A 22,087-nucleotide genomic window follows, 5' to 3' on the forward strand; every position below is an offset into this window, starting at 1 on the left:
AGAGATGACAGACTGGGCACCCAACGGAGCTCCTACCGAACAGTGATCTTGGTCGACACGGTTCTAGCAGGAGCTCCGTCCCATTTCAGGCGACTTGACGCGGCCACCCACGGCTCTATCTACACGGCATTGGGGCTAGCCGAGGACGTTCACGATGCCGCCCAGCAGGTGTTCGAGGGCCGAGCGCAGGGGTAGGACGAGCGGTCCCGCGGCCACGGCCACGGTCAGGGCGACGGCCAGCCGCGGGGTCTCCCGCCAGTGCGGGAGGACGCCGAGCACGAGCACCAGCGAGGCGATCACCAGCGGCGGCCCCAGCGCCACCGCCCAGGCCGGCAGCGGGCCGAGCGTCACCGGGGAACTCCAGGCACGGGACAGACCCAGCCAGCCGACCGAGAGGATCAGGCTGAGGTCGATCAGCCGGGGAACCGCCCGGGGCACCCGGATCCGGCCGTCGAGCCCGCGCCGGAACGAGAACACCATCATCAGCACCATGACGGACAGGACGGCCAGCTCGACGCGCATGACGCCCCGGAAGTCGGGCGGGGGGAAGTGCCCGGTGCTGAAGACCCAGGTGACGGCTGCGGCGGGCACACCGAGCAGCACCGACCAGAGCAGGCACATCCGCAGGACCCGGGCCGGAGCGGGCCGCCAGATGCTGCCCGCCGACGGTGCGGGCCGCTGCTGCGTCCGGGCGAGCAGCGCGGCGATCATCGCGTCCTCGGGCCGGTTCTCCGGGCCGTGTCCCGGTGCCTCGCCGCGCCTGCGGAAGCTGTGCTCCAGAATCTCGCGGCGCCGACGCACGATGTGCGGCCGCTGCTCGTGTCCGCGGCTGACGGCGCTGAGGTAGCCGAACAGGAGGAGGACGGCGCCGACCGCCGCCGCCGCGGGCAGCCGGGCGGTGGGCCCCTCGCCCAGGGGCGGCGCCATCCAGGCGGCGGTGAACGCCACGACGAAGACCGCGATCAGCGCCATGCCCCGGACGGCGTCGAACGGGGCCGTGAGGTCCGAACGGCGGACTCCGGCGGACGCGCCCACCACCAGCCAGAGCGCGGAGAGCAACAGAAACTGGGTCGCGACGGCCATCGGCAGCAGGTCCGCCAGTTGCCCGGAGAGGAGGTTCCCGACGGCGGCGCCGAACGAGCGGGCCTGCCCTCCCGCTCCGAACGCGTAGGCCAGCAGGAGCAGCAGCAACTGGGCCACGCCGAGCAGGCGGCCGGTGTCGTCCCAGAAGTCCCGGGAGGTGAGGACGCGCGCGATGGGCCGGGCCTGGACACCCACGAGGACGAGCACCAGCAGGACCGGAACGACGATCACCCCGAAGGAGGTGTACGGGTCCCCGGTGGTCAGATGGATGGGGATGCCGAGCGCGTCGGCGACGTGCTGCCCGCCCCGGATCACCCTCCACATCCACTCGGGCGGGGATTCGTCCGACACCGCGGCGGCGCCGATGACCGTGACCGATCTCATCCGTCCCCCTACGCTCGCGCCCGGAGGGTCCCGCCCTACGGGCCCGCTCCGGCGTTCCGCCTTCGCCCGGACGGGTCGTGACGTCCGGGCGCCGGTCCAAGAATGGCGCTGTGAAAGGTAGTTGGGAACGGCGATCGGGATCCGTTCACCGAGCGGGGACCGTCCTGTGACAGAGCCACCGGCACCGGGGCGCGCCCGGTGCCGGTGGTGCCGGTGATGCGGGCCCGGGGCTGCGGCGCTCTCGAACCCGGGCGCCAGGGTCTCGTCCTCCGTCGGCTACGGGGGCCTCCTGCATGCCGGCCGTCAGACCTCGCCGAACTCGCCTGCCCGGAGGGCGGTGAGGAAGGCCGCGAACTCGGCGGCCGGGAAGACGAGGGCCGGGCCCTGCGGGTCCTTGGAGTCGCGGACAGGTATGAAGCTCCGGAAGTCGACCGAGACCTCGATGCACTGCCCTTCCTGGGCGCTGTGGCTCGACTTGCGCCACGTGGCCGCTGTCAGGTCAACCATTCTCAAATCCTCTTCGAACGCGCCGAATGAACTCGATTGAGGACGCCCTCGACAACGCCTCAACCTGTAGTTCATCGTACTCACCGGCCCAAACCGCCAGTGCTGCTGCGTCGCGCTCCAAGTACCCGCGCCGCTGAGTTTCGCCGTACCCCAGCACTGAGCCGTTGGGCATGGTCAGCAAGGTGATCGGGTGAGCGAAGGGCCGGTCCTCGCCGAGCGTGAACGGCGATACCTGCACAATGATTTGAGGGTGAGCGGCCAGTGTCTCCAGGTGGCGGAGCTGCTCGGCCATGACTGTGGGGCCTCCGACGACGCGGTGCAGGCAGCCCTCGTCTATCACGGCGTGGACGCGCGGCCCGGTCTCGGTGATGCGCTTCTGGCGCTGCAGCAGTAGTTCGATTCGGTCCTCGGCTTGTTGCTGCGTCGCGCGACCTCGGCGCACGCGGGCGTTCTGATAGGCCTCGGCGTACGTCGGCGTCTGGAAGAGACTGGGCACGACGTTGATCTCGAACAGCCTCAGCGCGACCGAGTCCGCCTCGCTTCGCAGGAACTCGGTGAAGCCTTCGAGCAGCACAGATCTGCCTGCCTTGCGCCACTCCCGTTCGAAGTGACCTCGCGTCCCGAATGCTTGATCAAGTCTTCTCGCAAAAGCTTCGGTTGAAGGCTTGCGGCCAGTTTCCACGGCGGACACGTGCACGGCCGAGTAGCCGGTGAGGTGCGCCACGTGCTGCTGCGTCAACCCGCGCTCCTCGCGCCGCCTGCGGAGTTCTGCGCCGAACGCGGCAGCAGGGGATTGCGTCGGGTCAAGCTCCTTGCGATTCATGGTTGATGGCATCTCTTCCTTCGGAGCCGACATGTTGAAGGTATCGCCGACTGTACGTCAGTGTTGACCACCCCAGGTAGTGAACCGACTACAGAAGGGAGTGGCCGCTATGCCGCGAATGAAGTCGACCTCGGCGTATCGTCCCCAAATCGGCGAGATCGTCCGCGACTTGGCCAAGCGAGGGCTGGGAGGCGAGCCGGTGGAGGGCGTCTGCATGGACTGCCTGGCCGGGCTCTACTACCTCCGCTCCGAGCACGGTGGCTGCGAGTGGACCACCAGACCGGAGAGCGTCCAGCGGCTGGACGCCCCCCGCTTCGTCAACGTGCAGCACCCGAGCCCGCCGCGTTCGGTGGCCCCGATCGGAGAGGTCACGTGAAACCCCGACTCGGGGTGATGGCGCCGCTGGTGTACGCCGTCGTCGTGGCGCTCAGCGCACTCGCCGCCCTGGCGGTCGGCTGGCCGATCAGGCACGGACCCCTCGGCCCGTGGCTCCTGGTCGTCGGGCTCGTCTTCGCGACCGGAGTGATCGGTGCACTGCCGGCCCCGGACGGCTGGGTTCCCCGCCACGACGACACGGTGCCGCCGGAAGACACCGGTCGAGATCGCCGCCGCTTCCGCCACGTCCAGAGCCGCGGGCAGTCAGCCTGAGCTCGGATCCCTCCCCGCAACCTACTCCGCTGGAGAACCCGTGATGACCTCCCTGCCCAGGATCCTGACCGACCCGCCGGGCCGGCGCCTCGGCCACCAGGCCCTCATCCTCAACCGGGACGGTGCCGTGCTCCTGATCGGCACCGCCTACAAGAACGGCCTGATGCTCCCCGGCGGCAGCGCCGAGCGCAACGAACTCCCGCACCTCGCCGCCCGACGCCACACCGAGACCGAGACCGGCCTCGCCCTCCCGCTCGCCCGCGTCCTCGCCGTGGACTACGTGAGCATGCAACTCCTGCCCGAGGGCGTGAACTTCGTCTACTGGGGCGGCAGACTCGTGCCGACCCAGGAGGAGATCGTGAGACGCCACCGGCCGCCGGCGGAGATCGTCGAACTCCGCTGGGCCCACCGCGCCGAACTCGGCGACCTGATGGAAGCCGACCAGCACCGCCGGCTGGAACAGGCCCTCGACGCCCTCGGCCGGGGCGCCCACCTGCCCATGCTCCTCCGGGGTGTCCCGGCGGCGTAGGAGTGGTGAACGCATCTGCCCGCCTGGCATGGTGCGCCGGGCGGGCAGATGGCCGTCGATCGCTACGCGTCGGTGGCGGGGTGACCCGGCCCCCGGGGGGTAGTTGTCGGTCCTCTCGGACGAGGAGCTGGCACGGCGGGCCAGGGACGGGCGGAGGCCCGCCCTTGGGACGCCGCGCTCGTGGCGGTCGACGAGCTCCGGCGGCGCTGACCGTCTGCCGGGCGGAGCCCGGTGGGCGAATGCCGTCCGGGCGGTCCGGCGGAAGCTCCGTCACCCCCTCAAGGCGCGCGGGCGCGTGCGCTGACCCTGCGGGGTGCGCGGGGTGCTGGGCGTCGTCGTCGGGCGGGGTGTCCGGGGGGCGGTCAGGACGGGCGTAGGGCGGTGGCGCGCTGGATGAGGTGGTCGACGGCCGGACGGCGTCGGTGGGGGAGGAGGAGGCGGGGGAGCCGGGCCCTGGCCGCGTGGATCCGGCGGGAGGACAACAGCGGGTAGACGTCGAGGAACGCGTGCCAGGAGGCGCACGCGCCCTCGACGTGCCCGGCGGCCAGCTGCCACTCGGCGAGCCGGCCGAGGACGACGGCGCGGGAGCGGGGTTCCGCCCGGGGCCGGCGGGCGGCGGACGTCTCCAGGGACCTGATCGCCCCGGCGGGGTCGCCGAGTTCGGCGCGCACCAGGGCGCGCTGGTGGTCCCAGGACGCGCGGTGGTAGTCGCCGATCGGCGGTGGCGGGCCCACGATCTGCGGGAGGAGGTCGTGGGCGTCGCGGAGATGGCGGAGCGACGCCGCGCCGTCGCCCGACGCGGCCTCGGCGAGGGCGAGTTGCCCCAGCACCGAGGCGCGGAGCCGTGGTGGCGCCGCGCCGATCGGGCAGGCCGCGGCGGCCCGGGCGAGCCGCAGGCTCTGGCGGTGGCGGCCGAGTTCGTACGCCTGGGTGCTCATGGCCCTGAGCACCATGGCCTGGGCGGCGGTGTCGCCGGCGCGGCGGGCGAGGGCGAGGCCGATCCGGTAGTACCAGCCGGCCAGGCCGTTGAGTTCGTCGTCGACGTGCATGAACGCGCACAGGTAGCTGAGCCGGGCGGCGTCGCCCAGCAGGCGCGTGTGCCGCACGGGACCGCAGGGCCGGCCGAGCATCGGGGCCACCGTGGTGCCGAGCAGCCCGGCGAGCGCGGTGCGGGCCTGGCCGCCGCCCTGGGTGCGGTCGACGGTGGCGAAGACGGTCAGCACCTGCCGGAGCACGTCCGGGTCGGTGTCCGGTTCGGCTTTCGGTGAGTGGTCGGACAGGTGGTGCGGGGCGCCGTCCCTCGTCGGACGGACGAGGGCGCTGACGTACTCCTCGGCCGTGAGCGGGCGGTAGGGGAGGAGCTCGCCGTGCCGGTCCGGAACGGCCACCGCCGCGGCGAGGCTGCGGAGCGCCTCCTGGTCGGACACCTCCGTCGGATCCTCCGCCCCGGCTCCGGTGAATCCCGCGTCGGCGAGGGTGACGGTACGCCCGAGGCGCCGGGTCAGGGCGGCGCAGACGAAGTGCGCCGCAGGTCTGCGGGGCGCCGCGCCGGTGAGCCACTGGTGGACGGACGCGCGCCGGTAGGCCAGGCTCGTCCCGGCCTCGGCGGCGGCCCGGTTGACGGCTCGGGCCAACTCCTCACCGCTCCAGCGGGATTCCCCGAGCAGTTCGCGAAGACGGGTGTTGGGAATGCGGCGGCCGGTCATGTCTCCCCCTGGGAGGTCCCGTGGGCCGGACGCGGGGATCCCCGACGGGGAAGGCCCCTGCGCTCACTGGCCATGCTAGCCAGCCCGGCCTCAAGGTTCTTGACAACAAAGAAAATTGACGGCCCCCAAGTCTTGACGGGCCGGAGGCCGCCGGGGGCTCGGTGCGACCGGTGATCGGCGACACCATCGGGGGTACCGGCGGGTCCTTCCCGGAGCGCCCCGATGTGTGGAGGCGGCGCCCGTGATCACCGGCCCGAAGAGTTCCGCGGCGCCCGGCGGGGTGGTCCACATGTTCCCCGGTCAGGGGGACTTCAGCCTGACCCCGCTGCTGCGGATCCTTCCCCGTGTCCCGGCGCTGGCGCGGGCGGTCGTCGAGGTCTTCGACGAAGCCGACACGGTCGCCGCCGAGTTCGGCGTGACGCCGATCGGTCCGCGGCTCGCGGGTGGGCGGGTGCTCAGCGCGGGCGTACTGGCGGGCGAACCGCCCGGAACCGTCCAACTCGCCCTGTTCGGCGTGTCGATGGCGGTGCACCGGGCGTTCGAAGCGGACGGGTTCCGGGCCGACCGGATCCTCGCGGTCAGCTTCGGCGAGATACCCGCGCTCGCCGCTGCGGGGTCCTGCTCGATCCCCGACGGGGCCCGTCTGGCCTGCCGGCTCGGGCAGTTGCTGACCGGGGCGGGCGGCGGCATGACGCTGCTGGGCGCGGCGGAGCACCGGGCCCGCAGACTGATGGCCGAGGCCGGACCCGGGGCGGGATCGGTCGTGGTGGCCTGCGTCAACCATGCCGGGGAGACGGTGCTTTCCGGCAGCCCGGACGGTCTCGCCGCGGTCGAGTCGTCGGCCAGGCGCCGGGGCGTGGTCGTCCACCGGCTGCGGCTGCCGTTCATGAGCCACCACCCGGCGCTCGCCCGGGAGGCCGGCGCGTTCGCCCACTACGCACGGCAGTTGCACCTGGGCCCGCCGCAGCGGCCGGTCTACTCGGCGGTCGCCGGGCGGTTCCACCGGCGGGACACGGACCTGCCGCGGGCGCTGTCCGCCTGCCTGGTCCGCGCCTTCGCGCTGCCCGAGGTGATCGGCCCGGCGCTGGTCGGAGCCTCACAGGTGCTCGAAGCCGGCACCGGCCGGACGCTCACCACCAGCGTGCGGCTCGCCATGCCGCACGTGGTGGCCCTGGCGCCGGTCTTCGACGGCGGGTGGCCCACCGCCGGGACGGGAGGGCACGCGGGCGACCGGGGGCGTCCGTCCCCGCCGGACCTCGCCCGGCGCGGGCCGGGCGGGCAGAGGGGAGAAGGCGTCGTGAACACCGGACAGCGGGACGGGCACCGGCGCGGGGCCGCGGACGTCGTGGCGCGCCTGACGTCACTCCTTCCACCGGGACGGGGGGACGAGCTCGGGAAGGTGCTGGCGGAGGATCCGATCCGGGACGAGCCGGAGAGGCGGGACACGGAGCCGGGATTCACGGAGCAGGGAGGTGCAGAGCCGGGAGGTGAGGAGCCGGGAGGGCCGGCGCGGGGCGGTCCCGCCGACCTGCGGACGGACACCCGCGCCCACCGACGGTTGACCAGGCTGGCCGCCCTGCTGCCGCCCGCCGCCGAGGTGGTCGCCGATGCCGAACTCCTGGCCGCCCTCGGCGAGGCGACGGTCCTCGCCGATCCGCCGCTCTACCAGACGTTCCTCTCCCACTACACGCTGTGCGTCGGATCGCTGGTCCTCCTGGGCGGGGAGGAGGCCGACCCGTCCGGGGCGCTGGCACACGCCCGGACCAAGGGTTCCTTCCTGGTCACCGAGATCGGCGAGGCAGGCAGCCACCTCGGCATCCGTACCGAGGCACGTTTCGACGTGGCGCGCCGCGCGTTCGTCCTCCGCACCCCGGACGAGCGCGCCGCGAAGTTCTCCTCGGTGGCCGCGGCGGGGCTGCCCCAGCAGGCGGTGGTGTGCGCGCGGTTGCTGACACAGGGCCGGGACGGCGGGGTGTTCTCGTTCCTCGTCGACATCACCGGTGCCGAGGGCCGGCCCGCGCCGGGCGTCTCGATCTCGGCCCCGGTCGCCGTGGACGCCCTTCCGCTGCCCTACGGCCTGGTCCGCTTCGACGGCGTGCGCGTGCCCGTCGACCGCTGGCTCGCGGACGGTGCCACGATCGACGACGCCGGAGTGCTGCACGACCCGTCGGCCGGTCCCGACGCCCGCCTCCGACGGACCCTGAGCTGCGGGCAGGGTCTGTGGGCCACCCTGCCCTCGGCCATGGCGGCCATGGCGGGCCGCAGCGCGGCCATGGCCTGGCGGTTCAGCGCCGGCCGTCGGACCCACGGCCGGCTGGCTCCGGGGGTACCCGTCCTGGAGTACCGCACCCAGCAGCACGCCGTGATCGGCGGGTTGGCGGAGGCGTACGCGCTGCGCTGCACCGCACGGGCGGCCCTGGCCGCGTGGGCGGCCGGGCGCGCCGCAGGGCCGGCCGACCGGCCGGAGACGGCGATGACCTTCTCCCCGTGGGCGGGCGTCGACCGGGTGCTCGCCCTCTACAAGGCGTACAGCACGCGGTCGGTGGCCGAACTGATCGACGGCTTGCAGCACCGGTGCGGTGTGTCCGGCTTCTTCGACGGCAACCGGTTCGCGGGGTACCTCGGCTTCGCCCGCGCCTTCGACAACGCGGGCGGGGACAACACCCTCATCCTCCTCGACGCCGGGCGGGCCCTCGTCGAGGAGCGCCCGGTCCGTCCGGCGGACGCGGCCCGCGAGCCGAGCGATCTGAACGACCTGAACGACCTGGGCGATCCGAACGATCTGAGCGAGCCCCTGCACGTGGCGTGGTGGCCGCACGTCGTCGCGACCCTGCAGGACCGGCTCGCCGACGACCTCGCGGCAGCGCACGCGGCCGGCGTCGCGGCCGGGCGCCGGGCGCTGGACCTCTGGAACCCACTGCTGGCGGATGCCCTGGACCTGGGGGACGTCCTGGCCTGCCGGCTGGCGGCCGACGCGGCGGCGGGTGGTGTCGTGGCGGCCGGCGCGGACGGTCCGGGGTGGACCGTGCCCCTGGCCGACGACCTCGCGGCGCTCGCGGGACTCCGCCGGGCCCGGCGGCTGGCCGGGCCGCTGCTGGCGGCCGGCGTGCTCGCACCCGCGACCGTGCGCGCGTTCCCGGCCGCGACGGACGCCCTCTGCGACCGGCTGCGACCCGTCCTCCCGGACATCGTGGACGCCCTCGACCCCGGTCGGGGCCTCGCCCTCTCCGCACTCGACCGGACCGACCACCCCGCCGCACTGCTCGACGCCCACGGCCCCCGTGACGTCGACGGCTGCACCCTCGACACCGGCCCGTGATGCCCCGTGCTGCCCCGTGCTGCCCCCGGTGATCCCCACGGCCCCGTTCCGGGTCCCGTACGGCCACCCGTTCCACACCCCGTTCCGGCCCCCCGGGCCGACCAGAGAAGGAGCACACCGTGAGACCGGACAAGGAGCCCGTGGCGGCCGGGAGGACCTCCTCCGCGATCGGCGTGCTGGGGATGGGCACGTACCTGCCCGCGGAGGTGCGCGGCAACGACGAGATCGGCCGGCTCGCGGGGGTGTCCGCCGAGTGGATCCTCGAACGCACCGGAGTGGTCGAACGGCACGTGGCCGCGAGCGGTGAGGCCGCGTCCGACCTCGCGGCCGCCGCCGTGCTGGCCGCGTGCGAGGCCGCCGGCATCCCGCCGGACCTGCTCGACGTCGTCGTCGCGGCCACCTCCACGCCGGACGAGCTCGGACCGGCGACCGCCTGCCGCGTCCAGGCCCTGACCGGTGCCGTGAACGCGGTGGCGCTGGACGTCAGCGCGGCCTGTTCCGGCTGGCTCTTCGGAGCCAAGGTCGCCCACGACTGGCTCTCCACGACCCCGGGCATCCGGTACGCGGCGGTCGTCGGCGTCGAGGCCTACTCGAAGTTCGTCGACCCCTCCCACCGGGGCACCGCCGTGCTCTTCGCGGACGGCGCCGCCGCCGCGGTGCTGGGCCCGGTGCCCGGGGACGGGGGCTTCCACGGCTTCCGCCTCCGCTCCGACGGCCGCGGCGCGCACCACGTGCTCATCCCGGGCGGCGGGAGCCGGATACCGGCCGGCACCCGGAGCCTGGCGGACGGGCTGCACCACATCCACATGGACGGCCGGGCCGTGCGCGACTTCATCATCGAGGTCTTCCCGCGCATGGTCGAGGAGACGCTCGCCGAGCACGGCCTCGACCTCAAGGACATCGACGCCTTCATCACCCACCAACCCAACCCGCTGCTCCTGCGCACCGTCGCGGCCGGTACCGGCATCCCGCCCGAGCGACTCCACATCACCGGGCATCTCACCGGCAACATCGGCGCGGCCTCCGCCCCGTTCGCGCTGGCCGACGCCGCAGCCCGCGGCCTGCTGCCCGACCGCGCCCGCCTCCTCGTCTGCGTCCTCGGCGCCGGCCTCACCTGGGGCAGCGCCCTGCTCACCTGGACCGGTGCGCCCGCCCTGCGCGCCCCCGCCTCCTGAGGCGTCCGGCGCCCCCGATCCCTCCGGATCCCGACCCTCCGGCCCCCGGCCCCCAACCCCGACCCTCCCGCGCGTCCCGGCGGCGCGTCAGCATCTGAGGAGCCCCGTCATGACCGTCCTCGACCGGTTCCGGCTCGACGGCCGACGCGCACTGGTGACCGGCGCCTCGCGCGGCATCGGACAGGCCGTCGCCGTCGCGTTCGCCCAGGCCGGCGCGCGGCTCGCGCTGTCCGCCCGCACCGCCGCCGCGCTCAAGCACACCGCCGAGCTGGTCGCCGAGTACGGCGACAGCCCCGTGCTCGCCCCGGGCGACCTCGCCGACACCGGGCAGGCAGTACTCGTCGACCACGCCGCCGAGGCCCTGGGCGGCCTCGACGTCGTCGTCCACAACGCCGGGATCCTGCCCGCCGAGCCCGACGGCAGCGCGCTCCTCGCGCCGTTGCAACTCCTCCCGCAGCCGGTGTGGGACGAGGTGGTCGCGGTCAACCTCAACGCCACCGCGGCGGTCTGCCGGCACGCCCACCCGTACCTGGCACGGTCCGACGGCGCCGGCGTCGTGCTGATGTCCTCGGTGGCCGGTCTGGTGGGTACGCCGCTGATGGAGGTGTACGCCGCCACCAAGGCGGCCCAGGTGTCGCTGGCCCGCAGCCTCGCGGTGGGGTGGGCCCGTTCGGGCATCCGGGTCAACGCGCTGTGTCCGGGCTGGGTCCGGACCGACATGACGGCCGCCGTCCACGCCGACGCCGCACTCAGCGACTGGCTGCTCGCCCACGTGCCCCTGGGACGCTGGGCCGAGCCGGAGGAGGTCGCCTCGGCCGCGCTCTTCCTGGCCTCGCCCGCCTCCGCCTTCCTCACCGGGCAGGCCGTCGTCCTGGACGGGGGGCTGTCCGTCCCCGACGGCGGTCTCGCGGGCATCCCGAAGCCGCCGTCCCCGTTCCTCGCGCGATGACGCCCCCGCGCGGCGCCGCGGGCGGGCCCCCGGGCGGTGTGTCCCCGGGCGGCGCGACCACGGACCGGAGCGCGGGCCGGACGGCGCATCGGACGGTGCGTCGGCCGGCGGCGGTGATCGGGGGGATCGGCACCAGCCTCCCGCCGCCGGTGGTGACCAACCGACAGGTCATCGAGCGCGGCGGCCTCGACACCACCGACGAGTGGATCGTCAGCCGCACCGGCATCCACCGCCGGCGGGTGGCCGGGCCCGGTGTGAGCACCGGCGACCTGGCCACCGCCGCGGCCCGCGCCGCGATCGCCTCGGCCGGGCCCGCCGGACCGCGGCCGGACCTGGTCCTGCTGGCCACCACCACACCGGACCGGCCCTGTCCGGCCACCGCGCCGGAGGTCGCGCACCGCCTCGGCCTGGGGACCGTGCCCGCGTTCGACCTCGCGGCCGTCTGCTCCGGTTTCCTCTACGCCCTGACGACGGCCGCCGCCCTGCTCCGCAGCGGGACCTGCCGGGCGCCCCTGGTCGTCGCGGCCGAGAAGTACTCGGCGATCACCGATCCGCTCGACCGCGACACGGCACCGCTCTTCGGCGACGCGGCGGCAGCGGTGCTGCTCCGCCCCGGCGACGTCGCCGAGCCCGGGGCGCTGCTGGAGACCGACTGGGGGAGCGACGGCGGCGGGTGCGACCTGATCGCCGTCGCCGGGGGCGGGGCGCGGCTCCCCGCCCCCGGCGACGGCCTCGGGCGCGAGGAGCGCTACTTCCGGATGCGCGGCCGGCAGGTCTACGCGCACGCGGTGCGCCGGATGGCCGCATCCTCCGCCGCCGTCCTGGGCGCGACCGGATGGCGGCCCGGGGACGTCAGGGCCTTCATCGGGCACCAGGCCAACCAGCGGATCCTGGACGCCGTCGCCGACCGGCTGGGCATCGCGGCGCAGCACCGCTTCGGGAACATCCGCGACGTGGGCAACACGGCCGGTGCCTCCGTGCCGCTCGCGCTGGCGGACGCCGCCGCCCGGGGCGTCTGCGCGCCGGGCGCGCCGACCCTGCTCACCGCCTTCGGCGGCGGCCTCACCTGGGCCTCCGCCACTCTGCTCTGGCCCGACGTCCCCGTGCGGAGTTCCGCCCCGGAGGCCCGCCCACGCCCCCTCGACGGCCGGCCCGACGCAGGGCCCGGCTCCCGGCCGGGCACCCCGTCGCCCGACACCTCGTCGCCCGCCGGCCCACCACCCGCCGGCCCACCACCCGACACCCAGCCCGACGGCGAGCCCGGGAACGAGCTCGCCGACAAGGAGGTCAGTGCCCCGTGAACCCCGTACGCGAACACCTGGTCGCCCTGCTCGTCGGACAGTTCGAGGTCCCCCGGGACGCGATCGGCGACGACGCCGCCCTCGGCGAGCTGGACCTCGACTCGCTCGCCCGCGTCGAACTGGTCGTCAACCTCCAGGAGCACTGGGGCGTCGGCCTCGACGACGACGGCGACTCCGCGGCCGACGTGACGGTGGGCCGGCTCGTCGACCGCGTCCACGAGCTGCTCGCCGAGTCGACCGCGCAGCCCGGGGCACCGGAGTGAGTGCGGCCCGCCCGCCGCTCGCCGTCACCGGGATCGGCCTGGTGACCCCGGCAGGCGCCGGGGCCGGTCCGACCTGGCAGGGCGTCCTCGACGCCCGCGCCACGGCCGCCCCGGACCCGGCGCTCACCGGACTGCCGGTCGGCATCTCCTGCCGGGTCCCGGGGTTCGACGCCAGGGCGCTGATCGGAGGCCGCGACTCCTGGCGGCTGGACCGCGCGACCCACTTCGCGCTCGTCGCCGCGCGGGAGGCGGTCGCCGACGCGGGGCTGAGCCCCGCCGACTGGGACGGCGCCCGGGTCGCCGTGGTCCTCGGGTCGGCCGCCGGGGGCGTGGGCAGCTACGAGCGGGCGACGGAACGGTTCGGTGCGAAGGGGCCGTCCGGCGTCTCCGCGCTGGCGCTGCCCGCCTTCCTGCCGAACATGGCGGCAGGCCAGCTCGCCATCGACCTGGGCGTGACCGGCCCGGTGCTGCACACCGCGACCGCCTGTGCCTCCGGCGCCGCGGCCGTCCACACTGCCGCGCTGCTGCTGCACGCCGGGGCCTGCGACATCGCCCTGGCCGGCGGGACCGACGCGATGGTCACCCCGGTCTGCGTCGCCGCGTTCGCCCGGATGCGGGCGCTCTCCCGCAACCCCGACCCCTCCCGTGCCTCGCGTCCGTTCGACGCGGGCCGTGACGGTTTCGTCCTCGGGGAGGGAGCCGGCTTCACGGTCCTGGAACGCCGGGCCGACGCGGTGGACCGGCGGGCGCCCGTCCGGGCCCTGCTGGTGGGAGTCGGGACGGCGGCCGACGCCCACCACCCCGTGGCACCGCACCCGCGGGCCCGCGGCCTCGAAGCGGCCGTCCGGAACGCGCTGGCCGAGGCGGGCGCGGGCCCGGACGACGTCGACCACGTCAACGCGCACGGCACCGGTACCCGGCTCAACGACAGCGCGGAGGCGGGCCTGATCGAGCGCCTCTTCGCCCGCCGCCCCCCGTCCGTCACGTCCGCCAAGGGGGTCCTGGGCCACACCATGGGCGCGGCCGGTGCCGTCGAGGCCGCCCTGACCGTGCTCACCCTCCAGCACCAGACGGTGCCCGGCACCGCGGGCTTCGCGGTGCCGGACCGGGACACCGCCCGGATCGACGTCGTCCACGGCCGGCCGCGGCGGCAGCGACTGCGCCTGGCGCTCAGCATCTCGGCAGGATTCGGCGGCCACAACACGGCGTTGGCCTTCGTGCCCGCGGGCCCGCGGAGGCCCTGAGCACCCCGGATCGGCCGATCCCCGGACCGGCCGATCCCCTGGGCGGTCATCGGCCTCTGGGGGCGGCGGTCGCGATCCTGGCGCGGTTCGCGACGGGCCTGGACGAGGCCGAGTCCGACAGGGTCGCGGACTACCTGCCTGCCGGTGCCGGATCGACCACCGGCGCGGCCCTGGAGGACCGGCTCCCCGGGGGCGGGCTCAGGCCCTGCGGCCGTCGCCGTCGTCGGGGTCGTCGTCGGGGCCCTTACGGCGGGTGGCGGCGCGGCGGAGCACCAGCTGGGGCAGGACGAGCCAGGTGGTGGTGAACCACAGCAGGACGGCGGCGCTGAGAGCCCAGGCGACGGTGGTGTCACCCAGCGCGGTGCGCAGCAGCAGGAGCAGGGCCGCGGCCATGGTCAGGGCCAGGGTGACCAGGCCGACGGCGATGAGGCGGCCGGCGATGTGGATCAGTTCGGGCTTCAGGCCGCGGCCGGCGAGGAAGCGGTGGAAGGCCACGGGGGCGACGAGTGCGCCGGTGGAGACGGCGCCGAGGAGGACGGTGGCCACGTAGAGGTTGCGGTCGAAGTCGGGCAGGGCGGCGAAGCGGGGGGTGAAGGCGACGCCGATGAGGAAGCCGAAGAGGATCTGGGCGCCGGTCTGTGTGACGCGCACCTCCTGGAGCATGTCGGTCCAGAGGCGGTCCGCCCGCTCTGCGGGCGTCTCGTCTCGGCCGGAGCGCGGGGCGGCGGTGTCGCGGTCCGTGGTCACGGGGGGCCTCTCCGGCGCTGCCGGATGTTCCGGCCCGGCCTTGTTCATGCGGGGTGCCCCGCGTCGATGTCCTGCACGTCGCGGAAGGAGAGCGCCCGCGGGTCGCCGCCGGCTCCGGCACCGGCGGTGAGGGGGTCGAGGAGGAACCCGACGTGGTCGCCCCAGTCGGCCCGGTCGCGGATGCGCCCCGCGAACCAGGCGGCGGCGTCCGCGAGGACGGGGACGCCGCCCGGGCCGGGGGTCCAGGCGACGGAGGCGAACTTGTCGACCTCGTCGCCGGTACGGCCGCCGAAGAGCTCGGCGAGGTCGTGACGCCGCCGCGGCAGCGCGTGGACCGCCAGGACGGTGGCGCGCGACGCGACGGCGTAGGTGTGGTTCGCCTTGGAGATCCACACGGTGAACCGGGGCGGCTCGATCGAGCACTGTCCGGCGAAGCCGACCAGGCAGCCCGCCCGGTCCTTGCCGGCCGCCGCGGTGACGACGTGGACCGGGTAGTCGAGCAGCGCGGTGAACGCGTCGAACCCGCTCATGGTGCCGTCTCCTCTCGCGGTGGTGATGCCCGCGTCGCGCGCCCGGGATTCCTCCCGGCGGGCCCGGACCAGGCCGCGCCCGGTTCGGCGCCCCGGTTCGGAGCCCCGGCTCAGCGCGGCGCCCGCCGGCCCCCGCGCCGGAACCGGACCGCGGCGACGATCAGGGCCACGGCCAGCACCGCGATGCCGGCGAACAGCAGGTAGAGCAGCCCGTCGGCGACCACGCCGACGAGTCCGAGCACGATCGCGACGATGATCAGGAAGAGTACGAGCGCCACGGCCGGCCTCCTTCGGTTCCGTGCGGTGTCCGGCCCGCCGCGCGGTCAGCGCGTCAGGGGCGTCCCGGGGGCCGGTGCGGGCGGCGGCACCGGGTCGGGGCCTGGTCCGGGGATCGGAGGCGACGGCACCGGGGGCACCGGGTCCGGCGGCGCCGGGAACGGCCGGGGACCGCCCGGGGTCGGATCACCCGGTCCGGGCAGCGGGGGCCCCGGCGCCGGGGGGTGGGTGTCCGGGCCGGGCGGGACGGGGACGGTCATGGTCTCTGGTTCCCTTCAGGACGTCCATCGGCGGGTCGCCGATGGCCGGGGCTCCACGTCTACCCGGGGTGCGCCGGTCGACACGGCCCCGCGCCGTCGGGTTCGGTCCCGGCCCGGCGGACGAGCGCCCTGCCGGACCCTGCCGGACCCTGCCGGACCCCGGCGGGCCTCGGTCGGGCGGCTGTCCGGTTGGGCAGGCCGATCCTGGGCAGGCGCGCGGCATGCTGCTGCTCAGACCACCCGGTGTGTACCCGGCCCAGGGCGATACCGCCCTGTTGGCGGAGAGCCTCGCCCGCGAGGGACCGCTGCGCGGAGCACGCTGCCTCGACCTGGGGACCGGCACCGGGGCCCTCGCGCTCGCGGCGGCCGACCGGGGCGCCCGGGTGACGGCGGTGGACGTGTCCTGGCTGGCCCTGGCGACCGCGGGCGTGAACGCCTGGCTCCACCGGCACCGGATCCGGCTGCGCCACGGGGACCTCACCGGACCCGTCCGGGGGCGGCGGTTCGACCTGGTGCTCAGCAATCCCCCGTACGTGCCCGCCGAGCGGGCCGGGAGCCCCCGGCGGGGCATCGCGCGGGCCTGGGACGCCGGTCCGGACGGGCGCCTGCTGCTCGACCGGATCTGCCGGGAGGCCCCCGGCCTGCTGGCGCGCGACGGGGTGCTGCTCCTGGTGCAGTCCTCGCTCGCCGACGTCCCGGAGACCCTACGCGCCCTCGGGCGGTCCGGGCTGTCGGCCGAGGTGGTGGCCCGGCGGCGCCAGGTCTTCGGGCCGGTGATGACCGGGCGGGCGGCGTGGTTCGAGAGCCGCGGCCTGATCGACCCGGGCGACCGGGAGGAGGAGCTGGTGGTGATCCGCGGTGCGTGGCCGGCCTGAGCGGCCCGGACCGCCGGAGCCGGCGGGGACCGGCGGGACGGTTCCTCCGGCCCCGCAGGCCCGGTCGGACCGGGTGCGGCAGGTGCGGCCCGTCGAGCGCGGACCGGTGCTGATCGAGGGCCCGGTGGAGATCGTGCTGCCGGACGGCGCCACGGTCCGCTCCGACCGCCCGTTGGTGGCCCTCTGTACGTGTGGGCGCAGCCGCCGCTACCCGTTCTGCGACACCAGCCACCGCCGCCACCGTCCCGGCGGCTCACCCGCTCCCGTCGAGGGGCCCCCGGCGCACCCCCCGGAGCGGTGACCCCCGGAGGGGTGAGCGGCTCACCCCTCCGGCAGCGGCCCGCCGCGGAGGGAGCTGCGCCCCTCGGCCCACGCCTCCGTCAGGTGGGCGGAGAGCCGGTCCTCGGCGAGCGAACCCGCGGCGATCCCGAAGGCGACGTCGCCGGCCAGCCCCGGCTCCGCCGCGAGCAGCGGGGCGATCACGCCGTGCCGGACCAGCTGCTCGTGCACGGCGTCGGCCTCCACGTGCTCCTCGTAGAACCGGGTGCCGGCCGGTCCCGCGCCGAGCCGCCCGAAAGCCTGCGCGAGGCGCGCGGACCCGGGTGAGGAGGTGATCTCCACGGCGGCGAACTGTCCGACCAGTGCACCCCTGAGCGCCCGGTGGAGGCCGAACAGCGACATCAGGTTGACCACCGCCAGCGCCGGGCCGGCCGCCGCGTCGACGTAGCGGCCGTAGGTGGGGTCCAGACCGAAGTCCGCCATCATCTCGGCGAAGAGCCGGGAGTGGGCCCGGTCCGGGTGTCCGGCGCCGTACTCGTCGTACTCGACGGCCAGGAAGGCCACCTGCGCCGCCCCGCCCAGCCGGGGCGCCGCCCACAGCTGCGGGTCGGCCTCCTTGAGGTGGTAGAGCGAGCGGTGCACCAGGTACTCGCGGGCCTGCCGGCGCTCGCCGCGGGCGAGCAGGAAGTGGGAGGGGCCGGTGCCGGTGCGCGGTTCGGTGAGCAGCAGGTCGAGCAGGTCGTCCAGCGGGGGCGGCTCGCCGGTCTCCTCCCGTACGGCGGTGAGGAAGTGGCGTTCCAGCTCGCGGCGCAGCCGCAGCAGTTCGGGGTCCCACTCCCAGTCGGGGTCGACGCCCTCGAAGCCGCGGTAGTGCAGCTCGTAGCAGACGTAGAGGGCCAGGTGCAGGTCCTCGCCCCACGGGTCGTCCGTGCGGTCCGGGGGCGGCCGGAGCCGGTCCGTCCCGCTGGGCCGGCCGGAGGAGAGGGCGGTCAGAACGGCTTCGGAGAGCGGGCCGCGCGCGGCGGGCGGGCCGGGCGGTCGGGGTGTCTCGATCACGGTGACCTCCTTCGGACGCGGGCGGCGGTCAGGCCGCGTCGGTGCGGGTGGTGCCGGGCGGGGTCGCGTCGGTGCGCGTGCGGTCGGTGCGGGTTCCGTCCGGGCGGGTGCGGACCGGCCGGGCGCCGCCGTCGCGGGCGCCGTCCGGCCGGTCCGCTTCGAGTTCCAGGGTGCAGCACTTGGCTCCGCCCCCGGCCCCGCGGAACTCCGACATGTCGACCCCGACCGGGTCGAAGCCCCGTCCGGAGAGGTGGGCGGCCAGCCGGTCCGCGGTGGAGGGGAGCACGACGTGACGGCCGTCGCTGAAGGCGTTCAGCTCGAAGCGCCCGGCCTCCTCCCGGGTGGCGAGCAGGGCGTCCGGGAAGAGCGACTCCAGGGCCGCCCGGCCCGCCCGGTCGAACGCGCCGGGGTAGTAGGCCGCCTCGGTGTCGCTGAGCACGCACAGCGCGGTGTCGAGGTGGTAGAAGCGCGGGTCCGTCAGCCGCAGGGTGATCACGGGCCGGCCCAGGCGGCGGCGGACCTCGTCGTGCGCCGCGGGCTCGGTGCGGAAGCCGGTCCCGGCGAGCAGGACGCGGCCTGCGGCGAGGATGTCGCCCTGTCCCTCGTTGATGTGCGAGGCCGTGGTGACCTCGGTGAACGCGCGGCCGGTGAACCAGCTCAGGAACGCGGACGCCTCCGGTGCCCGCTCGGGGTGGCGGAAGCGGGAGACCAGCACCCGGCCGTCCACCACCGTCGCCGCGTTGGCGCTGAAGACCATGTCGGGCAGTCCGGGTACGGGGTCGGCGAACTCCACCCGGTGCCCCAGCGAGCGGTACACGCCCACCAGCGCCTCCCACTGGCGGACCGCCCGCGGCCGGTCGACCGGCTGCCCGGGGACCATCCACGGGTTGATCGCGTAGTCCACCGAGAAGTACGTGGGCGGGCACATCAGCAGCCGGCGCCGGCGCGGGGTACGTACGCGGTCGGACATGATGGTCACTCCTCCGGGCTCGACGGCCCCTCGACGGCCCCCGGGCGAGCGTCTGCCCACGGCGGGCGTGTCCAGTCGGACGGGGACGGTGTCGGCCGGGACGGACCGAGACGGTGCCGGTCGGACGGTTTCAGGTCCGCGGACGGGAGCAGACGCCCAGGGACGCCGGCGTGACCAGGGCCGGCCCGACCACGGAGGAGCGACACCATGAGCGCCGGCAAGAAGATGAAGAACGTCGCCGAGAAGGCGAAGGGCAAGGCGAAGGAAGCGGTCGGCAACGCGACCGACGACCCGGGCCTGAAGGCCGAGGGCCGGGCCACCCAGGCGAAGAGTGACGTCAAGCAGTCCGCCGAGAAGCTCAAGGACGCCACCAAGCACTGACCGCCCCTGCGGGTCGTCGGGGTGCCCGTCCCGGGTCACCGGGTGCGGGCCCCCGGCCGCAGGAAGGACAGGAGTACGCGCCCGTCCTACGCTGGAATCTCCACGCGGTGCCTCGCACCGCGCCCCGGCCGCCCGCGCGCGGACCGGGGCCTCGGCAGATCGGACCAGCGGGACGCGGATGTCGGAACCGGAGAGCGAGAGCGCCCGGCTGAGGGCCACCATCGACCGGCTGCGCGGTGAGGTGGAGGGCCAGCGCCGTGCCATGCGCACGCGCGCCGTCATCGAGCAGGCCAAGGGCATCCTGATCGAGCGGATCTCGTGCTCCCCGGACGCGGCGTTCGGCCACCTGGTCCGACTCTCCCAGGACAGCAACCGCAAGCTCGCCGACCTCGCCGCCGACCTCGTCGGCAGCGTCGCGCCGCCGGACCACGACGAGCACGTCCCGGACGCCGGCGGGCACACCTCAGACGGGCACACCTCTGACGGGCACACCACCGGCGCCGCGCCGCCGCCGACGGCCGGGCCGCCCCCGGCCGGGCCGTCGGCCCCGCCGGAGAGGCCCGGCCCGGCCCCGGCCCCGGCCCGGCCCGGGGCTCCCGCGGTCCGAGGCGACTTCGCCGCCCGGTACCACATGGCCGCCTCCGCGCTCGCCTCGGCCGAGTCGCCCGACGAGCTCGCCGCCCTGCTCACCGAGGTGGCCCTCGCCCCGCTGGGCGTCGGTGCGGTCGCCCTCACCGTGCTGGAGCCCGACGGCGCGCTGCGGCTGGTGGCCAGCCACGGGGTCCCCTCCCACCAGCTCAGCCAGTGGCAGCGCATCCCCCCGCAGACGTCCCTGCCGCTGACCGACGCCGCGCGCGGCGGGACCACCGTCTGGGTGAGGCGTTCCGAGTTCGGCGCGCGGTACCCCGACCTGAAGGGAGAGGACCTCGTCCCCGGCGACACCGTCTGCGCCCTGCCGCTGCGCACCGGCGAGCGGCTGATCGGCGCGATGAAGCTCGGCTGGCCCGGGACGTTCCGCGCGGACCGGGCCACCGAGCACCACCTGTCCGCGCTGGCCCGGCTGTGCGCCGCCCAGTTGCTGCGGGTGCTCGTCCCCGGCGGGGAGGGAGCGCCGGTGCCCGCCGGGGAGCCGTGGTTCCGGGCGGTGCTGGACGCCCTTCTCGATCCGGTCCTGATCCTGCACACCGTCCGCGCGCCCGAGGGGAAGGTCACCGACCTGCGCGTCGTGCACGCCAACGCCGCCACCGTCGACCTGGCCGGCCGCACCGGCCAGGACATCACCGGCCGGTTGCTCGGCGAGCTCTACCCGGGCATGGTCGCCTCCGGTGCCTTCCAGCACCTGCTCGACGTCGCGGCCTCCGGTGTGCCCTACCGCAGGGAGGCGGAGCAGTACGTCGAGATCGTCGGCGGCGCCGTCCACGGCTCCACGATGACGCTGCACGCCACGCCGTTCCTCGACGGGATCCTGGTCAGCTGGCGCACCCACGACGAGCAGGAACGCCGGGAGCAGCAGCTGGCCCAGGCCCAGCGGCTGGCCGGCCTCGGCACCTGGCAGTGGGAGGTCTCCCCGGCGCGGCTCGACTGCTCGGCCGAGGTCTTCCGGCTGCTCGGCCTGCCGGAGCGGCCCGCGCCCGGCACGCTGGCCCCGGCCGAGGCGGAGGCCGCCGTCGCGCCGGCCGACCGCGCCGCCGTCCGGCTCCTCGCGGAACGCCTGCTGGGCGGGCTCGCCTCCGCCGCGTTCGAGTTCCGGGTGATCCGTGCCGACGGCGTCGTCCGGACGGTCCGGGCGATCGCCGAGACCGTCCCCGGGAGCCGGGACGGCGACGTGCTCGCCGTGCGCGGCGTCATCCAGGACGTGACCGCCTGGCGGCACACCGAGTGGGCGCTCGCCGACACCCGGGCCAGGCTCGCCGAGCAGGTCCGCCGGACGGCCGTCGAGCACCGCGCCGTCCGGGCGCTCCGGCACGCGCTCACGGACGTTCCCGGCGGCCCGCCCGCGCGCAACCTCGACGTGGCGGCGCGCTACGTGCCGGCCGGGAGCGACCCCCAGGTCGGCGGCGACTGGTACGACGTCCTCACCCTCCCCGACGGGACGGTCCTCACCGTGGTCGGCGACGTCTCCGGGCACGGCCTGCCGGCCGCCGCGGGCATGGCGCAGCTGCGCGACGCCCTGCGCGGCCTGGCCTTCACCGACGCCGGACCGGACCGGCTGCTCCAGCTCCTCAACCGGATGCTCTGCCACCTCGGCGGCGGTTTCGTCGCCACCGCCGTCTGCGGCCGGCTCGACCCCGCCGCCCGCACCCTGACCTGGGCCAGGGCCGGGCACCTGCCGCCCCTGCTGGTCCACGACGGCGTCGCCCGCTACCTCGACCCGCCGCCGGGACCGCTGCTCGGGTCCGACCCGGCCGCCGTCCACCGCAGCACCGTGCTGACGCTCGAACCGGACGACCTGGTGCTGCTCTTCACCGACGGACTGGTCGAGCGGCGCGACGAGGGCCTCGACCGAGGACTCGGGCGGTTGCTCGGGGCGGTCGAGGAGTACCGGGCGCCGGGGCTCCAGGGCTGCCTCGACCACGTGCTGCGCCGGCTCCGGGCCCCCAACCCGGACGACGACATCTGCGTCGTCGGCGTCCGGCTGACCTGAGCGCCCACCCGGGGGGCGGCGCCCGCCCGCCCGGCCGGACCCGGCGGGCGCCGCCGCCCCGCAACCGGTGGCGGGATCGCCGATTGAAGGGCCGGGATCGGGAAAGGCGCAGGGTGGGCCTCCGCACCGGCGGAGAGC

General features: G+C 75.5%; 22 protein-coding genes. 13 read left to right on the forward strand and 9 right to left on the reverse strand.

What is annotated here, in order from left to right:
• Window positions 1–135: 135 nt before the first annotated feature.
• From PUR61_RS10460 to PUR61_RS10470, 3 genes are all read right to left on the reverse strand, one after another.
• A complete protein-coding gene (locus PUR61_RS10460) occupies window positions 136–1,467 on the reverse strand; it encodes a hypothetical protein (RefSeq protein WP_329878095.1) in 1,332 nt (443 codons plus the stop codon).
• A 303-nt stretch (window positions 1,468–1,770) separates the two neighbouring features.
• Complete coding sequence (locus PUR61_RS10465) at window positions 1,771–1,980, reverse strand: DUF397 domain-containing protein (RefSeq protein WP_329878097.1); 210 nt, start codon at window positions 1,978–1,980, stop codon at window positions 1,771–1,773.
• Window positions 1,967–2,797 (reverse strand): helix-turn-helix domain-containing protein, encoded by an 831-nt coding sequence (locus PUR61_RS10470; RefSeq protein ID WP_329878099.1) that lies wholly within the window; start codon window positions 2,795–2,797, stop codon window positions 1,967–1,969. The genes PUR61_RS10465 and PUR61_RS10470 overlap by 14 nt, the downstream gene beginning before the upstream one ends.
• A 109-nt stretch (window positions 2,798–2,906) precedes the next feature.
• Here PUR61_RS10470 and PUR61_RS10475 point away from each other — a divergent pair, with 109 nt between their 5' ends.
• The 3 genes from PUR61_RS10475 to PUR61_RS10485 are packed head-to-tail and all read left to right on the forward strand — an operon-like array spanning window position 2,907 to window position 3,974.
• Complete coding sequence (locus PUR61_RS10475; RefSeq protein WP_329878101.1) at window positions 2,907–3,173, forward strand: hypothetical protein; 267 nt, start codon at window positions 2,907–2,909, stop codon at window positions 3,171–3,173.
• Window positions 3,170–3,445 carry a hypothetical protein gene (locus tag PUR61_RS10480; protein ID WP_329878103.1) on the forward strand — a complete coding sequence of 92 codons (276 nt, stop codon included), beginning with the start codon at window positions 3,170–3,172 and terminating at the stop codon, window positions 3,443–3,445. The genes PUR61_RS10475 and PUR61_RS10480 overlap by 4 nt, the downstream gene beginning before the upstream one ends.
• A gap of 43 nt (window positions 3,446–3,488) precedes the next feature.
• A complete protein-coding gene (locus tag PUR61_RS10485; RefSeq protein ID WP_329878105.1) occupies window positions 3,489–3,974 on the forward strand; it encodes an NUDIX hydrolase in 486 nt (161 codons plus the stop codon).
• A 362-nt stretch (window positions 3,975–4,336) separates the two neighbouring features.
• On the opposite strand, the gene PUR61_RS10490 is transcribed toward PUR61_RS10485, so the two are convergent.
• On the reverse strand, window positions 4,337–5,680 hold the full coding sequence (locus tag PUR61_RS10490; protein WP_329878107.1) for a tetratricopeptide repeat protein: 1,344 nt from the start codon (window positions 5,678–5,680) through the stop codon (window positions 4,337–4,339).
• A 241-nt stretch (window positions 5,681–5,921) separates the two neighbouring features.
• Here PUR61_RS10490 and PUR61_RS10495 point away from each other — a divergent pair, with 241 nt between their 5' ends.
• The 6 genes from PUR61_RS10495 to PUR61_RS10520 all read left to right on the forward strand — a co-directional run bounded on the left by PUR61_RS10495 (window position 5,922) and on the right by PUR61_RS10520 (window position 13,931).
• Window positions 5,922–8,999, forward strand: coding sequence for an acyl-CoA dehydrogenase family protein (locus PUR61_RS10495; protein ID WP_329878109.1), 3,078 nt, complete (start codon window positions 5,922–5,924; stop codon window positions 8,997–8,999).
• Between the two features lie 182 nt (window positions 9,000–9,181).
• Window positions 9,182–10,174, forward strand: coding sequence for a 3-oxoacyl-ACP synthase III family protein (locus tag PUR61_RS10500; RefSeq protein WP_443035149.1), 993 nt, complete (start codon window positions 9,182–9,184; stop codon window positions 10,172–10,174).
• Window positions 10,175–10,283: 109 nt separating this feature from the next.
• A complete protein-coding gene (locus PUR61_RS10505; protein WP_329878113.1) occupies window positions 10,284–11,123 on the forward strand; it encodes an SDR family NAD(P)-dependent oxidoreductase in 840 nt (279 codons plus the stop codon).
• Window positions 11,124–11,275: 152 nt separating this feature from the next.
• A complete protein-coding gene (locus PUR61_RS10510; protein WP_443035147.1) occupies window positions 11,276–12,424 on the forward strand; it encodes a beta-ketoacyl-ACP synthase 3 in 1,149 nt (382 codons plus the stop codon).
• Complete coding sequence (locus tag PUR61_RS10515) at window positions 12,421–12,687, forward strand: acyl carrier protein (RefSeq protein ID WP_329878117.1); 267 nt, start codon at window positions 12,421–12,423, stop codon at window positions 12,685–12,687. The genes PUR61_RS10510 and PUR61_RS10515 overlap by 4 nt, the downstream gene beginning before the upstream one ends.
• Window positions 12,684–13,931, forward strand: coding sequence for a beta-ketoacyl-[acyl-carrier-protein] synthase family protein (locus PUR61_RS10520; RefSeq protein WP_329878119.1), 1,248 nt, complete (start codon window positions 12,684–12,686; stop codon window positions 13,929–13,931). The genes PUR61_RS10515 and PUR61_RS10520 overlap by 4 nt, the downstream gene beginning before the upstream one ends.
• 198 nt (window positions 13,932–14,129) lie before the next feature.
• Here PUR61_RS10520 and PUR61_RS10525 read toward each other — a convergent pair whose 3' ends face one another.
• The 3 genes from PUR61_RS10525 to PUR61_RS10535 form a co-directional block, all read right to left on the reverse strand.
• On the reverse strand, window positions 14,130–14,678 hold the full coding sequence (locus PUR61_RS10525) for a DUF6328 family protein (protein ID WP_329878121.1): 549 nt from the start codon (window positions 14,676–14,678) through the stop codon (window positions 14,130–14,132).
• Window positions 14,679–14,722: 44 nt separating this feature from the next.
• Entirely contained in the window at window positions 14,723–15,208 is a 486-nt protein-coding gene (locus PUR61_RS10530; RefSeq protein ID WP_329878123.1) for a flavin reductase family protein, read from the reverse strand.
• Between the two features lie 110 nt (window positions 15,209–15,318).
• A complete protein-coding gene (locus tag PUR61_RS10535) occupies window positions 15,319–15,486 on the reverse strand; it encodes a hypothetical protein (protein ID WP_329878125.1) in 168 nt (55 codons plus the stop codon).
• 479 nt (window positions 15,487–15,965) lie between these two features.
• On the opposite strand from PUR61_RS10535, the gene PUR61_RS10540 reads away from it, so the two are divergent.
• Together PUR61_RS10540 and PUR61_RS10545 are read left to right on the forward strand one after the other, a co-directional pair.
• The gene (locus PUR61_RS10540) at window positions 15,966–16,619 is read left to right on the forward strand and encodes a HemK2/MTQ2 family protein methyltransferase (protein ID WP_329878127.1); all 654 of its coding nucleotides are present in this window, start codon (window positions 15,966–15,968) and stop codon (window positions 16,617–16,619) included.
• Between the two features lie 82 nt (window positions 16,620–16,701).
• Window positions 16,702–16,920, forward strand: coding sequence for a CDGSH iron-sulfur domain-containing protein (locus PUR61_RS10545; protein ID WP_329878129.1), 219 nt, complete (start codon window positions 16,702–16,704; stop codon window positions 16,918–16,920).
• 20 nt (window positions 16,921–16,940) lie between these two features.
• Here PUR61_RS10545 and PUR61_RS10550 read toward each other — a convergent pair whose 3' ends face one another.
• Window positions 16,941–17,954, reverse strand: a complete 1,014-nt coding sequence (locus PUR61_RS10550) for an iron-containing redox enzyme family protein (protein WP_329878130.1) — start codon at window positions 17,952–17,954, stop codon at window positions 16,941–16,943.
• A gap of 28 nt (window positions 17,955–17,982) precedes the next feature.
• Window positions 17,983–18,924 carry a dimethylargininase gene (gene ddaH, locus PUR61_RS10555; RefSeq protein ID WP_329878131.1) on the reverse strand — a complete coding sequence of 314 codons (942 nt, stop codon included), beginning with the start codon at window positions 18,922–18,924 and terminating at the stop codon, window positions 17,983–17,985.
• 207 nt (window positions 18,925–19,131) lie between these two features.
• Here ddaH and PUR61_RS10560 point away from each other — a divergent pair, with 207 nt between their 5' ends.
• Both PUR61_RS10560 and PUR61_RS10565 read left to right on the forward strand, forming a co-directional pair.
• The gene (locus PUR61_RS10560) at window positions 19,132–19,305 is read left to right on the forward strand and encodes a CsbD family protein (protein ID WP_329878132.1); all 174 of its coding nucleotides are present in this window, start codon (window positions 19,132–19,134) and stop codon (window positions 19,303–19,305) included.
• A gap of 178 nt (window positions 19,306–19,483) precedes the next feature.
• The gene (locus PUR61_RS10565; protein ID WP_329878133.1) at window positions 19,484–21,949 is read left to right on the forward strand and encodes a SpoIIE family protein phosphatase; all 2,466 of its coding nucleotides are present in this window, start codon (window positions 19,484–19,486) and stop codon (window positions 21,947–21,949) included.
• Window positions 21,950–22,087: the final 138 nt, after the last annotated feature.

It is taken from the genome of Streptomyces sp. BE20 (genome assembly GCF_036322525.1).
Classification (GTDB): Bacteria; Actinomycetota; Actinomycetes; order Streptomycetales; family Streptomycetaceae; genus Kitasatospora.

Coding starts and splice junctions, on each gene's coding strand:
- PUR61_RS10460 (WP_329878095.1), bottom strand. CDS start 1,467: ATGAGATCGGTCACGGTCATCGGCGCCGCCGCGGTGTCGGACGAATCC.
- PUR61_RS10470 (WP_329878099.1), bottom strand. CDS start 2,797: ATGAATCGCAAGGAGCTTGACCCGACGCAATCCCCTGCTGCCGCGTTC.
- PUR61_RS10475 (WP_329878101.1), top strand. CDS start 2,907: ATGCCGCGAATGAAGTCGACCTCGGCGTATCGTCCCCAAATCGGCGAG.
- PUR61_RS10485 (WP_329878105.1), top strand. CDS start 3,489: ATGACCTCCCTGCCCAGGATCCTGACCGACCCGCCGGGCCGGCGCCTC.
- PUR61_RS10490 (WP_329878107.1), bottom strand. CDS start 5,680: ATGACCGGCCGCCGCATTCCCAACACCCGTCTTCGCGAACTGCTCGGG.
- PUR61_RS10500 (WP_443035149.1), top strand. CDS start 9,182: ATGGGCACGTACCTGCCCGCGGAGGTGCGCGGCAACGACGAGATCGGC.
- PUR61_RS10505 (WP_329878113.1), top strand. CDS start 10,284: ATGACCGTCCTCGACCGGTTCCGGCTCGACGGCCGACGCGCACTGGTG.
- PUR61_RS10530 (WP_329878123.1), bottom strand. CDS start 15,208: ATGAGCGGGTTCGACGCGTTCACCGCGCTGCTCGACTACCCGGTCCAC.
- PUR61_RS10540 (WP_329878127.1), top strand. CDS start 15,966: ATGCTGCTGCTCAGACCACCCGGTGTGTACCCGGCCCAGGGCGATACC.
- ddaH (WP_329878131.1), bottom strand. CDS start 18,924: ATGTCCGACCGCGTACGTACCCCGCGCCGGCGCCGGCTGCTGATGTGC.
- PUR61_RS10560 (WP_329878132.1), top strand. CDS start 19,132: ATGAGCGCCGGCAAGAAGATGAAGAACGTCGCCGAGAAGGCGAAGGGC.
- PUR61_RS10565 (WP_329878133.1), top strand. CDS start 19,484: ATGTCGGAACCGGAGAGCGAGAGCGCCCGGCTGAGGGCCACCATCGAC.